Origin of the sequence: Nonomuraea sp. NPDC059007 (assembly GCF_042740555.1) — a bacterium.
Classification (GTDB): domain Bacteria; phylum Actinomycetota; class Actinomycetes; order Streptosporangiales; family Streptosporangiaceae; genus Nonomuraea.
In genome coordinates this window covers 25,268-40,339 of record NZ_JBHYJD010000075.1, presented here as the reverse complement: position 1 = coordinate 40,339, position 15,072 = coordinate 25,268, and the positions used below count along the sequence as shown (strand labels likewise).

Below are 15,072 nucleotides of genomic sequence, written 5' to 3'. Positions count from 1 at the left end.
GTCTGGCGGGCGTCGCGGAAAGCCTGCGCGAATCCGACCCCACCACCGCCATGCGGCTCAACCTGGCCGCTTGGAAGCTCGCCGACCTTCCTGAGACCCGCTCCGGGCTGCTGACCGCGGCCCACCAGCGCCAGCAAGATGTGTTCCCGGCGCCCGACACTGAACCAGGGGCGATCCACCGGCTCAGTTCGGATGGCGCTACCTTGCTGACCGTCGGCGCCGGACAATCGCACAGCTGGGATGTGGGGACGCGGACCAAGAAGGCGAGCATGCCCGGGCTGGGAACCCGCTTGAAGCAGGCGGGAAGTCCGAGCGATGCCTTCCTGGTGCCCGTCATCGGGGACGATGACGGCGAGACGACCGTGTGGGATCTCCAGACCGGTCGCCACGACGACAGGGCACTGGACACCTTCGATCAGGGCGTGAAGTTCACCGCGAACGGCTCGTTGCTGCTCGGCTACAGCACCAAGGGCTCTCGGTACCGCATCCAGCTATGGGACGTCGCCACACGACAGTTGATATGGCAGAAATACCTGTCACGTGATGGAAAAGCCGCAAGCCGCGCGGCCCTCGCCCCGTGGCAACTCGGTACCAACCCCTCCGATGCCACGCTGAATCGCCGGTTCATGGGGGACGGCCTCGTCCCGGATGCCACGGTCAGCCCTGATGGCCGGCTCCTTGCGCTGTGTATCCCGGGTAAGGCTCTCCAGCTCTGGGACCTGCAGACCGGCAAGCAGCAGCCATTCAAGTCGGCACCCGCGATGACGCTCGAGATCTGCCGGGGCGCCTGGGTGGGCTTCAGCCCCGACAGCCGGACGTTGGCCGTGCCGATGCCGGACAGAGTACGCATGTGGGACGCATCATCGAGGAAGGAGAGGGCCTCCATCCTCCGGCGCGGGATCCAGCACGTCGCCTTCAGCCGCGACGGCGCCTTCGTGGCCACAGCCGATGGCGGGGGGATCCGGCTATGGCGTACGGCCCAGCCTCGCTTTGCACTTCAATGGCATCCCTTACTGGGCGAGCGCATCACCGACTTGCGCCTCGACACCGACGCGGGGTTGATCCGCTATCTGGTCGACCCGGAAACCCCATCGATGGCTGTGCGAACCCTCTACCTGGGCGCCATCGCCGACACCAGGTGGCAGCAAGCGGCCACCTGGCAAGCAGACTTCTCCACCGGGGCCACGGCACTGGCCCGCGCCACCGAGGTCGGCACCGGCAAGATCCAGGTTGAAACGTGGTCACCCCTGAGCGGCCAACGCGACAGCGCTGCGCCTGCGACCCCGTGCCCGCGCGACACAATCGTTTCCTGCTTCCCGCTGCTTTCCATCGACTCAGCGGGACGAAAACTTGCCTATGGCACTACCGGAGAAACAGGAAGGTCGGCGCGGATCTTTCTGTGGGACATCAGCGGCAGGAGGGTCACTGACACGTTGGCCGTCTCAGAGGTGGACGGCATCGGCTTTGCTGGTGAGGCGTCCTCCCTGGTCCTCATGGGGAGAGACACGGCTGCCCGCCTGTGGGATCCAGCACGTCGTACCGTCGTCAAGACCCTGCCGCCTGCCTACGGCAATTTCTTCGCTCGCCATCCTCGGCGCCCGCTCCTGTCGACCTCCGGCGGGCAAGCGCTCGATGTGCGGTCCGGGACCAACGACGCCCAGGCTCGCGACACCGGCCGTGCCTCGGCCTTGAGCTACAGCCCAGAGGGCCGATACCTCGCTGTCGGCAAAGACTCGGGCCGGACGGTTCTGTGGAGCGGAGACCGAACCACACAACTCGGAGAGCTGGTCTCACCTGCCATGACGCCGGACGACTCTGCGTACAGGGGTGTTCAGGCACTCGCCTTCTCCCCCGATTCCCGCGTGCTGGCCGTAGGATCCGCCGCAGGCACCGTGCAACTGTGGGACACAGCCTCGCGGCAACCGATCGGCGCCCCGCTGCTGACCCCGGGCGATATCGTCCTGGCGTTGGCCTTCGCAGCCGATGGCCGCACCCTCTACCTCTCCGGCCGGTATGTCCCGCTCCAGGCCTACGCCCTCGCTCCTGCCGCCACCGCCTCAGCCATCTGCCGACGTGTCACAACCGGCCTGTCGGAACAGGAATGGCGGACCTATCTCCCGGCTCACAAATTCCAACCCACTTGTCGATAGGCCGTAGGCCATCCGGCCGATCAAGGCACTGATGGAACGCCGGGGCCCGAGCAGGAAACGTACGACGGAGTCATCGATCAGTTTTCCTGTGTAGATAACCCTCACACCCCATCCACCTGCGGGAATGTCACAGGTGGCGGCTGGTGGGGCCAGCCTTACCCACAGGCCGTGACACCGGCGCGGTCAGTACGGCATCGCACCCTGAGCACGCGAAGATCGTCATGCGTTCTGTGCACCTTCCGGACGCGATCTGTCGTGATGCGGTGTCGCGGTCAGTGCCTGGTAGGCGGTGGAGTAGATGGCGCAGTTGGTCAGCAACTCGTTGAACTTGATGATCTTCTCGTGGTAGTCCGGGTCGTTGTGGCCGATCAACTTGCCGCCGAACATCAGCCAGTCTGCGAAGCCGTGGAAGGACTCGTGAAGATCAGGTCGTGCCAGTTGCGGATGCGGGGCAGCAGGTCGAAGCCCAGGAGCGCCGCGAGGCCGAAGACCGGCAGCGACTGGCGTGTCGGGGAGGCGGCTCGCGTCACGGAGGAACAAGGTCAGGTCGACGTCTTTGCCGGCGAGCATGCCGATCGTCCACCGGGCGATTCGCCCGCCGACGCCGAGCACCGCGACCTCGGTCATGTCCGATGTTCCTCACGGATCTGGCGTACGGGAGGGATCCTGCGTCACTTGAGGTGCTTGTTGAACCAGTCGATCGGGATCTCGGGGTGCAGGCCGAAGTAGTTGTAGCCGTCGAAGCGGCGGTTGGTGCCACGGATCCAGTGCAGATCCTTGTCCGTGACGGGCAGGGCGTCGTAGATCGCCTGGACGTCCTCCGGCCGGGTCATGGTGTCGTCGTGGACCTGGGCGACGAGCGTGGGAACGGTGACGGCCTTGACGTGTTCGATGGGTGACTGCTCGGCCAGGTGGAAGCCGGTGCGCTCGTGCACCGCCTTGTCGAACTTGTCGTACCCGCCGGGGATACCGACGGCTTTGACGAACTCCTCGATGATCGGCCTGGCCGAGACCGGCTGCAGCATGACCATGGCCTCGATCTCGGAGAACTCCTCCGGGTGACGCGACCAGGCGACGGCCGTGGAGTCGGCGCCCAGGCACACCGACAGCAGCACCTTGCGCATGCCCCGGGTGTCCGGCCGCGCGGCGGCGTAGCGCAGGGAGCCGATGACGTCGCGGTACTCCAGCAGGCCGATGCCGGCGATACCGCCGTTGCCCTGGCCGCTCATCCCGTGGTTGCGGATGTCGTAGGCGAGGACGTTGAAGCCGGCCTCGTGCAGCGCCCGGTACTCGGGCAGGAAGCTGACCTCGAAACCGCCGAGCCCGCCGAACTCGGGCAGGTGGCCGGGGTAGCCGTAGCGGTTGCCCGGCAGGAAGTGGTTGTGGATGACGAGCTTGTCGGAGTCCGCCGGGATGAACCAGCCCTCCAAAGGCACACCGTCCATCGAGGCAAAGGTGACGTCCTCATAGTCGAGGCCGACCTCGTCCGGGCGGCGCAGCACCGGCGCACGGCGGCCTGCGGTCGTGCCCGTGGTCCACAACTGCACGAAGTTGTCGAACGCCGCCTGGGCCTGCCGCTCATCAGACATGTCGATCTCTCCCCGAGCCTTGCTGACACGATCCCCATCGTCCATGCCCACGGGGCAGCACACGATCCCGGAAAAAGGGTCAGGGTTGGCCAAAGGTTGTCATACCCGGCAGGGGCTCACGGGTGGCGGGCGAGCGTCTACTCGGGTGAGGGTGACGGCGCTGCGGCGTTGACGCCGCGGCGCGGGCCCGCGCCCCGCTCGGTGGCGATCCAGCTGGCGAGTAGCTGCAGGGCCTGCTGGTCGGGCGAGCCTGCGTGCGCGGTGTAGCCGATCAGGGTGAGGCCGGCGGCACTGGCGATCTCCAATGCCTCGAAGCTGAGCGTCAGGTCGCCGACCGCGGGATGGCGGAACCGTTTGACGCCGCGTTCGTGGGTGCGCACGTCGTGGGCTGCCCAGCGGGTGCGGAACTGCCTGCTGCGGGTGGCCAGGTCGCCGATGAGCTGAGTGAGTGCCTTGGAGTACGGCGAGCGGGCCGCTTCGATGTGCAGCAGCGCGACCACGACGTCGGCGGCCTGCTCCCAGTCGGGGAACACCTGCGCGGCGTGGTCGTCGAGGAACACGAATCGGGCCAGGTTCGGCTGCCCGGACGCTCGTTCGAAGACGCCCGCGTAGAGGGTACGGCCCAGCGCGTTGGCGGCCACGATGTCGAGATGTGCGTTCTGCACGATCGCCGGGGCGGTGACCATCGCGTCCATGAGCGCCTGAACCCCTGGCGGGACCGGCTGCCCGGCTTTCCTGTCCCACTCCGGCATCTTGCCGCGTTTGACCGCTCGCGCCAGGTCGAACAGATGCGTGGTCTCCGCCTCGTCCAGCCGCAGCGCCCTGGCGATCGCATGCAGGACCTCCTCCGACACCCCCGCGACGTGCCCGCGCTCGATCTGGACGTAGTACTCGGCACTCACCCCGGCCAGGAGTGCGACCTCCTCCCGCCGCAGCCCGGCCACCCGGCGGCGCCCGCCCGACGGCAACCCGACCTGATCAGGCGTGATCTTCGCACGGCGGGTCATCAAGAAGTCTTTGATGTCCTTGGCAACCTGCATAACCCCAGGTTAGGCGCCACTCCGCAGAAGGAGACAGGGGCTGGTGGTCCCCCCGATAGCCAGACTCTCCCCCACATCGGGGCGAGCCGCCAGTCTGGATAGCGAGGACCGAGCCCACCGGCCGGAATCCATCCCTACGACCAGCAACGGAAGCGATCCCGTGGAAACCATCACCTTCGCCAACGGCCCCATCAGCATGGCCGGCAACCTCTACCTGCCCGCCGGCTTCGACCCGCGGGAAAGCTACCCCGCGATCGTCACCGTCCATCCCGGCGGCGGCGTGAAGGAGCAGACCGCCGGCCTGTACGCGGCCAAACTGGCCGAGCAGGGCTTTGTCGCGCTCGCCTTCGACGCCTCCCACCAGGGCGAAAGCGGTGGCGAGCCGCACTTCCTCGAGGACCCGGCGGCACGGGTCGAGGACGTGCGGGCCGCGGTGGACTACCTGCAGTCGCTCGCCTACGTCGACGCCGAGCGGATCGGCGTCCTCGGCATCTGCGCCGGTGGCGCCTACGCCGTCAACGCCACGATGACCGACCACCGCATCAAGGCGGTCACCACGGTCAGCGCCCTCAACATCGGCCCCGCCTACCGCAACGGCTGGTACGGCGCCGACCCCGACTCGGCAGCGGTGGCGACGCTGCAGGCGGCCGCCCGCCAGCGCACCGCCGAGGCACAGGGCGCCGACGTCGCCATGATCCCGTACGTCCCTCCGGCGCCCGACGAGAACACCCCGCGCGACCTGGTCGAAGCGCACGACTACTACCTGACGCCGCGCGCCCAGCATCCCAACGCGCAAAACACGAAGCTCTTCACCAAGAGCATCTCCAAAATCTTCGCCTTCGACGCCTTCCACCTGGTCGAGCAGCTGCTCACCCAGCCGATCCTGATGGTGGCCGGCAGCGAGGCGGGCTCGCTGTGGCACACCACCGCTCTGCACGGCCGGGTGCGCAGCCCGAAGCAGCTCGTGATCGTCGAGGGCGGCGCCCACATGGACTTCTACGACGTGCCGAAGTACGTCGAGCGCGCCATCGCGGAGGCCACGCCGTTCTTCACGCGGAACCTCGCCGCCCCGAGCACCGAACGAGGCTGAGGCACCTCTGCCACCCGCCGGAAGAGCACACCCGAAGAAACGGAACCAACACAGATGAAGATCATTTCCCTGGGCGGACTCGAGGTCTCCCGCATCGGCCTGGGAGCCATGTCGATGTCGGCCTACTACACCGGCGCGGGTAGTGATGATGCCGAGTCCATCCGCGCCATCCACCGGGCACTGGATCTGGGTGTCACCCACATCGACACCGCGGAAGTGTACGGTCCCTTCACCAACGAGGAACTCGTGGGCCGGGCTGTCAAGGGACGCCGCGACGAAGTCGTCCTCGCGACAAAGTTCGGCGGCGGCATCTCCCACAGCGGACGCGAAGGGGCCGGGCTGGACAGCAGCCCAGCCAACATCCGCATCGCCGTCGAGGGCTCGCTGAAGCGGCTGGGAACCGACCACATCGACCTGTACTACCAGCACCGCGTCGACCCCGGCACACCCATCGAGGACACCGTCGGAGCCCTGGCCGACCTGGTGACAGCCGGCAAGGTCCGTCACATCGGCCTGTCCGAGGCCGGCCCCGCGACCATCCGCCGCGCGCACGCCGTACACCCCATCGCGGCTCTGCAGAGCGAATACTCCCTGTGGACCCGCGATCCCGAGGCGGAGATCCTGCCGTTGCTGCGCGAACTCGGCATCGGCTTCGTCCCCTACTCACCACTCGGCCACGGATTCCTCACCGGCCAGATCCGCTCCATGGACGAACTCGCCGACGACGACTGGCGCACGACCAACCCCCGATTCACCGGCGAGAACTTCCAGCGCAACCTGCGCATCCTCGACCAGGTAGAAGCCGTCGCCACCGAGGCGAACGCCACACCAGCACAGATCGCCCTGGCCTGGCTCCTCGCCCAAGGCGACGACATCGCCCCCATCCCGGGAACCAAGCGCGTTGCCCGCGTGGAGGAGAACACCGCCGCCGACACCATCAAGCTGACCAGCGAACAACTCGAACGACTGAACAACCTCACCCCGGCCGCCGGAGACCGCCACGACGACTTCGGCATGTCGGTCATCGACCGCTGACCCGGCCATCGACGCGTTCTGCTGTTCAACCGCACTATCGTCCCGAACGGATCTCTCCACCATGGGCACGTGCCGCTGAATCACGATGTCTCATACCCGGTTCTAAGCGGCCTGCCCAGAGCTCGGTTGGCGGACTTCCTGGTCAGCCTTCGTGACATGAGGGTGATGGTGGCCCAGGTCAGGTGTGCCTGGCTGTGCTCCGGCCGGCGTTCGTGGTCGATGACGTTGCGGCGGGCGTTCATGAGCCAGGCGGTGGGGGTCGGCCGAGCGGCTGGCTCATGCGGCATCGGCGGCCGGCCCGCGACTACGAGACTCACCCGCACCGCTCGGAAGCCATGATCCACCTCATGGCCCGGTGACCGTGCTGGAGCGGCTGGTGGGCAGTGTGCGGGAACGGGCCGATGCGCGGATGTACGCGGTGGTGGCCAAGCAGGTGCGCCGCACTGATGCGGGCCTGCCGGGGGCGTTGTCGGGCCTGCTGGTGGTGCCGCCAGGGTCGCGCGTCTCGGCGGTCGTGTGCCCGCGCGGACCCCGGCCCCAAGTGGGGAGCCGGGGTCCGCTCGTGAGGGTGCCGCAAGAGACATGAGGGTGGTCGTGCCGGCAGAAATCGGCCCCCGCCTGAGGTCTGCCGGGACGCTCTGGGGCTACTGGCCCGGCGTCGCGGCCAGGTCGTTTACGTAGCCCATGGCCTCGTACGTCTGCTGGAGCAGCGGCGTCGCCTTCCCTGTTTCGATGACGTCGAGTTCCAGGAGCTTGGCGGTCTTGTCGTCGAAGATCAACCGGTAGGTGATCCGGCCGGCCGCGCCGGTCTCATCGGGTCCCGTCGTCTCCAGGGCGACCCCGGTACGCCCCTTGCCGTCGGCCACGCCCGTCTGCGACGTCAGCTTGGAGGTGGAATCGGCCAGCACCTGGTACAGGGCTGCCCTGGTGCCTGAGGTGATCGGGGCGGACAGCAGGTCGGCGCCCGTCTGCCACATGTACAGGGCGAGCGGGATCTGCTTGTCGCCCTGCTCGTACAGGCTGTGCAGCTTCGCCTTCAACGCTGCCTTGTCGGTCGGGAGTTGGGCGATGCTGGACCAGGTGAGGCTGTCGTTGCCGATCGAGACGATGCCCTCCGGCGCTCCTTCCTTCGTCTTCGGCCGGTCATCTTCGGACAAGCTGGGCGAGCCCGCCTGCTGCCACTTGGCGCGGTCCTCGGGAGTCGCGAACTCGATCTTCACGTCCTGGTTCTTCACCGAGCGGCCGGTGGCGTTCTTGAGCGATCGCCAGCTTTCGGCGGTGTCGCCACGGGTCGCGGTATAGGGCAGTTCCGCCACCTTCAGGGCGTCGACCTTGTCCTTGAACTCCTTGCGGGCGGCCTCCAGTTCGGCGAGCTTGTCCTTGAACTGCGCCTCCTTGGCCTTCAGTTCGGCGTCCAGTTCCTTGAGCTTGGCCTTGTACTCCAGCGGGGCGACGTGAACCATCTGCACGGTGCGCACCCGCGAGTACCAGAACTTGCCCGAGGTGATGGGCTCCTCGGCGGCCACCTTGGCTGCGGCGAGCAGGATCGTGCGAGTGTTCGCGGCGCCGCCCGGCTTGACCTGCGCCGGAGCCTCTCGCCCGCCGGAGGGCTGCGCGCCGATCGGAGCGCCGGTCGCGGGGTCCGCGGAGACGAACTGCGGAACGACGATCGCCGCGGCGGCGAGTCCCGCCGCGGCAACGGCGAACAGCGTCAAGGGGCGGCGCTTGGCCATGGAAAACCTCCGAAGGTGGTGAGGGGCCCGGGGGGTCTGGAACGCGCGGGCGAGATCGGCCGAACGCCGCCGCCGGTAGGCGTCCTCGGTGAGCGTGTCCGGGCGTAGTGTGGTGATCAGTTCATTGATGGGGTCGTTGTCGTTCATGGCTGTCCCTGAAAGACGAAGTGAGGCGGGAGCTTGAGCGCGTCAGCCAGGCGACGGCGTGCGCGATGCAGCCGGACGTTGTAAGTGCGCGGCGAGCAGCCCGCCGCCTGGGCCGCCTGCGCGGGCGTGAGGCCGTACCAGTTGGCCAGCACTACCGCCTCGACGTCCTGTTCACTCAGACTCGCCAGTACGGCCAAGGCCTCCTGCCGGCCGGTGACCCGCTCGGCCACGTCGCCTTCGACGAAGGAACTCAGCCCGGCCAGCCGCGCGATCAGCTCGTCGCTGCGCAGCCGGCGGACACGCTGGTTACGCAGCAGGTTGCGCATCACGCCGAGCAGCCACGGCAGCGGTGGATCGGGCAGATCGTCCAGACGCCGCCATGCGATCAGGAACGTCTCGCTGGTCAGGTCCTCCGCCATGGCCGGCTCGGCACGCAGCAGGGCGTAGCCCAGCACGTTCCGGTAATGCCGGTCATAGAGGTTGGTGAATCGTTCTTCTGGATCGTCCACATCTAGAACTGTCTTGAGAGGGCCTTCGGATTACCGGCCAGCCAAAAATTTACGTTATGTCGGCACTCCGGCCGCCCGGCGAAGCCGCGGCCAGGCGGCGATCTGCCTGGTCAGCCGTACGCGGGGGCGCAAATGTGGGCCTGAAGCTTCTCGCGGGAGAGATCGCCCGGAGCGCGGTCGATCTGAGCGGCCGCGCCTGGATTGAGGTCTAGAGGAGCATTTGGGGGGCGACTCGGCTGGAGCGGATCGCTCCCCCGCCCCGTCTTTCTAGGACACCACGATGCCCTGGACCACACCGCACGAAGCCGCTGGAGGCGCCCAGCCGATCCCCGAGGCCGCATCGGAGCTGCGACAGCGGAAGGAGGTCGCGTAAGTGACACCGATGATCCGGAGGATCAGCAGGTGGATCGCCGCCTGTGAGCCGACCGGCGAGGAGACAACCGGCCGCCGGGTCGAGGACGCGTGCGCGGGCGCCCAGCGCCCAGACGCCCTGCAGGTCCAGGACCTGCAGGGCGGGATCAGTGATTGCACGGGGTCCATGCTGGTCTGGTAGTTGGGGCACCGGCCCGCGCTTTGGAGGGCAAGAGCGGCCGGCTTTGGCTGGCGCCGAGTTCGCGGAGGTGGCCGATCGCGGTCGATGATCGGCGAGGTTCCGAACGGGGTCTGGGCAGCCTTCCGGCTGATGTGGATGTCGTCGGCGGGGAGCCGGCTGACGGTCGTGATGCGCTGTGCGTAGAAACTCGCGGCGCCGTACGCGCTGTTCTGGCACTGTATGGAGCGCTGAATTCCTGGCCGGGGCCGGGCTGGAGATCGAGGAGCAGTGCGGCGATTGGCACGGCTGTCCGCTGACCCCCTCCGGCCCCGAGATCATCACACTGGTACGTCGCGACGCTAGGTGAGGTCGACGTAGAACAGCGGATGATCGGTCCACACGGTGTCAGGCTCTGAGGTGTCGGGCCATGGGTCGGTCTGTGGTTGTCCGAAGGCTTTGCCGCTGATCACGTGCTGGCGGCCTCCGTCGCCCTTGCGGGTGAAGCCCAGGCCGCAGAGGTTGAGCGCGTCCTGCTCGCGGGGCTTGTCCCACCGCAGGTTCAGATCGCCGGCGATGATCAACGGGCCGTCGCCGGCGAACTGCATGGCCTCCCTCGAAAACTGGAGGCATTGCTCAGCGGTCACCCGCACGGAGCGGAGATAGTCCACGTGGTCCTCTCCTGAGGGGACGGCGTGGAGTTGAGCGGTGCACACCGTGGCCCACGGCATCTTCCGGCAGCCCATGACGCGTACTTCTGAGTCGTTTTGCTGGGCATCCAAAGCCTTCTCCAGACGGAATTCGCTATGGGGCTCGCTCAGCGGTTCCCTGGTGAGAATCGCCGACCCGTAGTCACCGCCCTTGCTGGGGTTTCCCGGCTGGCCACATTTCAACGGCGTCCTGGATCCGGCCGCGCCTTTGAGCACGGTGAAGAATGAATCACCCTTGAATCCGATCTTCTGCTTGAACCCCTCCAGATCGCCCGAGCAGATCTCGTTGATCGTCACCACGGTGGGCTTGATGCGAGCGATCTCCGTGGCGGCCACCTGCATGATCTTTGCTGCCCGTTCCTCGGGCTCGCCAGGCTTCTTGTTCCAGCAATGATCGGCGAGCCCGCTGTTGCAGAGGTTCATCTGCAGGACGCGGATCGGGCGCGGAGGTGCGGATTCGGCGGTTCCGACGTTCCGCTTCCCGCGGGTCTCAGCCTCAGTCGTGGCAGAAAGAGTAGGCGGAGGCGTAGCGACCAGGAGCGCCGTGGCCGTGACCCCGGCCGCGAGTTTCAGAAGCATGATGGTTCCCCTTTCGACTAGGCGAAATACTGCGGGGATCGACGCGAGCGGGGTACCTCGCACATCTGAGGGTCGTCGTCAGCCGCGGGTGCCAGGCGGTGCACCATGAGCCCGGCGTCGCGATCCGGTGGCTTGCATGGTTCCGCCGAGCAGAAAAACTCCCAGGGACGCCCGAGTGGTCAATGTCTTGTCAATGGCATGTCAACCGGTGCGGACTTGTATGCACGGCATGAAGAAGATGACCTTGATCTCCGTGGTGGGCGCGCTCGCGACGAGCGCCCTGCTGACCGTCGGTACGCCGGCGCACGCCGACAGCCCCAACCCCCAAGCGGCGGCGGAACAGCTCAGGAACACCGCACAGTCCAGCGCCCGGGACATCAACGTCGCTGCGGTGGGCGTCTCCATGGAGAAGTACAAGTGGGGGCTCAACGACAACTGGATCCGCCTCAGGTGGAGCAAGCCCACGGCCGTCGGCTACCACGACTACGTCGCTCTCTACGACCACAACCCACAGGACGGCGCCGACGCCCAGAACAACTACCTGACCTACCAGTGGGCCAAGAACGGCTCGGCCTACGAGACGAACTGGCGTACCTCCCACAGGACGGAGTTCTACGCCGCTTACGTCTCCTGGGACTACGACAGGCAGAAGTACGTCGTCCTAGCGCGCAGCGGCCCCTGGTCTGGCTGAGTCGGCGGCCACGTCACCGCGCGTGGACAGCGGCATCTTGCCATCCAAGGCCTTGGGCGCGGTCAGGTCAGCGCGGCGGCGCCGAACGAGACGCTGAACCGCTTGCACCAGATCGTGACGCTCGTGAAGACGTCGAGATCGGTGTCCGCGGGAATGGCGTAGTTCGCGTTGCCCTTGTTGCCCTTGAGATTGCCGAGTTCCACGTTCCGCCCCTTGCCGACGCTGTACCAGTCATCGGTCACCGGCCGGTCGGTGAGCCACACGCGCAGGTCGGGTCCGTCGGAGGTGTCAAGCCTCTCGATCCGCAGAACCCGGCTGCCGTCGGCAAGGCGCAGGACCTTCACCGTGCCCTTGGTCCGGTGCTCGTGGCTGCGGAAGTCACCACTGGCCAGTTCCATGACGGCCGGAGCTGACCTGGGAGCGGCAGCGGACGGCGGTGCCTCGTCGACCGTGACGGTGGTGAACAGCCGCCAGGGCTGGAAGAGGTACAGGCCGACCGACGCGACCCCGACGGCCACACCGGCGGCCAGCCAGGCCACCGGCCTCCTGAAGATGCTCATGTCTCCAGGTAACCGCACCGGCCCGGGCCAGGGTCTTACGGGGCGCTTACGCCTCGCGAAGCAGGGGCAGGGTCAGCGCTTAACGCTCCACTTTCGTACGGTTTTGTCGGTTCCGATGGCGAAGAGCGTCTGTCCGTCCGCCGCGAACGTGAGGTCGGTGACGGTACCGCCGTGGCCGGTCAGCGGCGTGAGGCCCTGACCGGTCGCGCCATCGAACAAGGCCGGTCCGACCTCCTTGGTCACGGCGGCGATGAGCGTGCCGTCCGGGCTGAACACCGGATCGCCCTCTGTCGTCGCGGTCAGAATCGCGCGGGCTTTCCTGGTCGCGAGGTCGAAAAGGCGGACGTTGCCCTTGCTCTCGGTCGCGTACGCCTTGGAGTCGGGTGTGAAGCCGGCGAAGCTTCCGTCCTTGGTGACCAGAGCCAGCCGTTTCCCGTCGGGCACGCGCCTCAGCTCGAAGCCGTCCTTGTCACCCGGCCGCGTGTCGGCGATGGTCTTGCCGTCGGGGCTGATCCACACCGGGAACCAGGCGTTGTCCAGTGTCGCCGTGGCCTTGCCGGCGGCCACGTCCCACACCTTCGTCACACCGCCGGCGGCGCCCGTGACCAGCACGTTCCCGTCCTGGCTGAACCGCATGCTCTGGATGCCGTTCTCGTGGCCGGCCAACGTGGCCAGCGGTGTGCCCGTCGAGGCGTTCCACAGGCGGATCGGCGAGTCGAAGGGCTTTTCGGAGGCGAGCGTGCCGGCCGTAGCGACGATCTTGCCGTCCGGGCTGAACGCCATGACCGCGGAACCCTTGTGGCCGGTGAACGAGGCCATGACCTCGCCCCCGCTCGTGTTACGCAACGTGACGGTCGTCGTGCCGCCCATGAGGACGCCCATCGGCTCGCCGTCCACCGTGGTGACTTCGCGCTTGCCCTCGTAGTGGGCGACGGCGACGGCGCTGCCGTCCGGACTGAAGATGACGCCGCGGTCCGTATCGAACGTCGCCACCTTCAGTCCGGTCGACGCGTCCCACAACCTCGCGACCCGTGCGGCGGCCTGGTCTTTCGGCGCGTCGAGCGTGACCGCCCAGCGGCCGTCGGGGCTCAGCACGGCGGACTCGATCGAGCCGCCGTGACTCAGCGTGACCGACGTCAGCAGTTCCCCGAAGGCCGGCCCGCCGCTGCTGCCGGAGTCTGTGGTCCGGCTCTGGCCGGACACTATGCCGATCGTCACGGCGATCGCGACGACGAGGCCGACCGCGCCGACGACCAGCACGCGCCAGCGCGTCATGACAGGCACCCACACCCCACGGGGCGGCGGTGGCGCCTCAATCGCGGGCGCCTCGACCGCCGCGGGCGTCTCGACCACGGACGTCTCCACCGCGGGCGTCTCGATCACGGACGTCTCGACCAGGGGCGGATCAATCGCAGGCGGAGGTACGGCAGGCGATTGCGCCGCGACGTCACCCAGGGCGGCCGCGGCGGCAGTCCGCACCTGCCTGCTGTCGTCATGGTCGCGTAACCGGACGAGCGCCTCGCGAGCAGCCCGCCGATAGCCCTCGCGACCCCCGGCGAGCAGGTCGGCCAGCGCTCGGACCGCCTCCAGCCGCAGAACGGGCCGATCGCTGCCGAGATCGGCGCGGATCTCCTCCGGCAGCGTGGCCGGGCGGACGCTGCGCGCGACCACCAGCGCGCCGGTCGTCTCGAAGCTCCACTTGCGCGGCACCTGCCCGACCCCGGCCTCGCGGACACGCCGGGCGACGTAGTCGAACAGCTCGTCGACGGTTATCTCGCCGTCGTGATCCAGGTCGGCTCCCCCGGTACGCAGCCCGTGCACCAGCGCTTCCGTGAAAACGGACGGCTGAGCCTCGTAGGAGGTGAGCCGGCCTCCCTCGAACGCGTACTCGGTGGCGCTCGACGCGGTCAGCACCGTACGCCCCGACCCACCCCCGCGGAACTCCTCGCCGAGGTAGACGGTACGGTCGGCGCGCACCGGAGTGTCCCGCGCGAACGCCCCGCTGTAGCAACAATCGAGGACGAGCAGCACCGATCGCGACGCGGACTCGCTCATCTGCTCGGAGACGAACGACGCCGGCAGCCCGGTCGCCGCGAGCGAGCCGAGTTCGGTGTCGGCCGCCGCCAGGTAGAGGCGGCCGCGCTGGTCCTTGAGCCCGTGGCAGGAGAAGTGCAGGAGCAGGACGTCGTCAGGCTCCCGGTCGGCGAAGAGCGCCGCGACCCGGCGGCGCAGCACGGATTCGCCGGCATCGGTGAGCGTTTCGACGTCGAAGGCGCCGATGCCCGGCTCGCCGAGGACCTCGGCGAGCGCCCTGATGTCGGAGACGGGCGAGCGCAGCCGGCTCAGCCCGGGATCCTGGTAGGCCGCGTTGGCCACGAGGAGGGCGCTGCGCCGGCCGGCCGTACCGGAAACACCCGCGGCACGAGGCGCGGCACCGGCCTCGACGGAGACCACGACCCTGCGGCGGCGCGGATGCGCCTCCCGCCATCGCTGGATGTAGTCCGCGATCTGTGCCACGGACGCCGCCGCGGACAGTCCGGTCACCAGGAAGCCGATCCCGCCGGCGATCAGCTCGACCGACCGGGTCCCGTCAGGAGCCGGCCCCTCCACCACGCGCGTGACCCCGGGGATTCCCGACGCCAGCAGGTCCCCGCGGAGCTGGATGGCCAGCTCTTCGACCTCTGCCTGATCCACACCGGCCTCCGCCGGG

The 15,072-nt window shown here is 67.9% G+C and carries 14 protein-coding genes and 1 pseudogene; 6 read left to right on the top strand and 9 right to left on the bottom strand.

The features are described 5' to 3' along the window. Positions 1-2,150: WD40 repeat domain-containing protein (locus ACFWY5_RS54250; protein ID WP_379639798.1), on the top strand; the 2,150-nt coding region annotated here is incomplete at its 5' end. A gap of 219 nt (positions 2,151-2,369) precedes the next feature. Here the strand turns inward: ACFWY5_RS54250 and ACFWY5_RS54245 are convergent. From ACFWY5_RS54245 to ACFWY5_RS54230, 4 genes and pseudogenes are all read right to left on the bottom strand, one after another. Then, positions 2,370-2,537 (bottom strand): hypothetical protein, encoded by a 168-nt coding sequence (locus tag ACFWY5_RS54245; RefSeq protein ID WP_379639797.1) that lies wholly within the window; start codon positions 2,535-2,537, stop codon positions 2,370-2,372. A gap of 23 nt (positions 2,538-2,560) precedes the next feature. After that, positions 2,561-2,653, bottom strand: a pseudogene (locus ACFWY5_RS54240) (Tn3 family transposase); the annotation flags it as partial. A 168-nt stretch (positions 2,654-2,821) separates the two neighbouring features. Further along, a complete protein-coding gene (locus ACFWY5_RS54235; RefSeq protein ID WP_379639796.1) occupies positions 2,822-3,739 on the bottom strand; it encodes an alpha/beta hydrolase family protein in 918 nt (305 codons plus the stop codon). 137 nt (positions 3,740-3,876) lie between these two features. Continuing rightward, complete coding sequence (locus tag ACFWY5_RS54230; RefSeq protein ID WP_379639794.1) at positions 3,877-4,779, bottom strand: helix-turn-helix domain-containing protein; 903 nt, start codon at positions 4,777-4,779, stop codon at positions 3,877-3,879. 160 nt (positions 4,780-4,939) lie between these two features. Here ACFWY5_RS54230 and ACFWY5_RS54225 point away from each other — a divergent pair, with 160 nt between their 5' ends. From ACFWY5_RS54225 to ACFWY5_RS54215, 3 genes are all read left to right on the top strand, one after another. Then, entirely contained in the window at positions 4,940-5,869 is a 930-nt protein-coding gene (locus ACFWY5_RS54225; RefSeq protein WP_379639793.1) for an alpha/beta hydrolase, read from the top strand. Positions 5,870-5,923: 54 nt separating this feature from the next. After that, positions 5,924-6,904 carry an aldo/keto reductase gene (locus ACFWY5_RS54220; protein ID WP_379639792.1) on the top strand — a complete coding sequence of 327 codons (981 nt, stop codon included), beginning with the start codon at positions 5,924-5,926 and terminating at the stop codon, positions 6,902-6,904. Between the two features lie 355 nt (positions 6,905-7,259). Then, entirely contained in the window at positions 7,260-7,490 is a 231-nt protein-coding gene (locus tag ACFWY5_RS54215; protein ID WP_379624996.1) for a hypothetical protein, read from the top strand. 58 nt (positions 7,491-7,548) lie between these two features. Here the strand turns inward: ACFWY5_RS54215 and ACFWY5_RS54210 are convergent, their stop codons facing one another. Together ACFWY5_RS54210 and ACFWY5_RS54205 are read right to left on the bottom strand one after the other, a co-directional pair. Then, positions 7,549-8,784: a hypothetical protein gene (locus tag ACFWY5_RS54210; protein WP_379639790.1), complete on the bottom strand. Its 1,236-nt coding sequence runs from the start codon at positions 8,782-8,784 to the stop codon at positions 7,549-7,551. After that, positions 8,781-9,293 (bottom strand): RNA polymerase sigma factor, encoded by a 513-nt coding sequence (locus tag ACFWY5_RS54205; protein ID WP_379624992.1) that lies wholly within the window; start codon positions 9,291-9,293, stop codon positions 8,781-8,783. Before ACFWY5_RS54205 ends, ACFWY5_RS54210 begins: the two co-directional genes overlap by 4 nt. A 373-nt stretch (positions 9,294-9,666) precedes the next feature. On the opposite strand from ACFWY5_RS54205, the gene ACFWY5_RS54200 reads away from it, so the two are divergent. Then, complete coding sequence (locus ACFWY5_RS54200) at positions 9,667-9,846, top strand: hypothetical protein (protein WP_379639789.1); 180 nt, start codon at positions 9,667-9,669, stop codon at positions 9,844-9,846. Positions 9,847-10,184: 338 nt separating this feature from the next. Here ACFWY5_RS54200 and ACFWY5_RS54195 read toward each other — a convergent pair whose 3' ends face one another. Continuing rightward, positions 10,185-11,111 (bottom strand): endonuclease/exonuclease/phosphatase family protein, encoded by a 927-nt coding sequence (locus ACFWY5_RS54195; RefSeq protein ID WP_379639788.1) that lies wholly within the window; start codon positions 11,109-11,111, stop codon positions 10,185-10,187. Positions 11,112-11,340: 229 nt separating this feature from the next. Between ACFWY5_RS54195 and ACFWY5_RS54190 the strand changes: the two genes are divergently transcribed. Beyond that, a complete protein-coding gene (locus ACFWY5_RS54190; protein WP_379624988.1) occupies positions 11,341-11,802 on the top strand; it encodes a hypothetical protein in 462 nt (153 codons plus the stop codon). Positions 11,803-11,864: 62 nt separating this feature from the next. Here the strand turns inward: ACFWY5_RS54190 and ACFWY5_RS54185 are convergent, their stop codons facing one another. Then, the gene (locus ACFWY5_RS54185; RefSeq protein WP_379639786.1) at positions 11,865-12,362 is read right to left on the bottom strand and encodes a DM13 domain-containing protein; all 498 of its coding nucleotides are present in this window, start codon (positions 12,360-12,362) and stop codon (positions 11,865-11,867) included. Positions 12,363-12,434: 72 nt separating this feature from the next. After that, positions 12,435-15,056, bottom strand: a complete 2,622-nt coding sequence (locus tag ACFWY5_RS54180; RefSeq protein ID WP_379639785.1) for a caspase family protein — start codon at positions 15,054-15,056, stop codon at positions 12,435-12,437. Positions 15,057-15,072 lie beyond the last annotated feature (16 nt).

Bases quoted from the DNA above. Each gene is read 5' to 3' on its own strand.
- ACFWY5_RS54190 (WP_379624988.1), top strand. From the start codon at position 11,341: ATGAAGAAGATGACCTTGATCTCCGTGGTGGGCGCGCTCGCGACGAGC.
- ACFWY5_RS54210 (WP_379639790.1), bottom strand. From the start codon at position 8,784: ATGAACGACAACGACCCCATCAATGAACTGATCACCACACTACGCCCG.
- ACFWY5_RS54235 (WP_379639796.1), bottom strand. From the start codon at position 3,739: ATGTCTGATGAGCGGCAGGCCCAGGCGGCGTTCGACAACTTCGTGCAG.
- ACFWY5_RS54245 (WP_379639797.1), bottom strand. From the start codon at position 2,537: ATGTTCGGCGGCAAGTTGATCGGCCACAACGACCCGGACTACCACGAG.
- ACFWY5_RS54220 (WP_379639792.1), top strand. From the start codon at position 5,924: ATGAAGATCATTTCCCTGGGCGGACTCGAGGTCTCCCGCATCGGCCTG.
- ACFWY5_RS54230 (WP_379639794.1), bottom strand. From the start codon at position 4,779: ATGCAGGTTGCCAAGGACATCAAAGACTTCTTGATGACCCGCCGTGCG.
- ACFWY5_RS54195 (WP_379639788.1), bottom strand. From the start codon at position 11,111: ATGCTTCTGAAACTCGCGGCCGGGGTCACGGCCACGGCGCTCCTGGTC.
- ACFWY5_RS54185 (WP_379639786.1), bottom strand. From the start codon at position 12,362: ATGAGCATCTTCAGGAGGCCGGTGGCCTGGCTGGCCGCCGGTGTGGCC.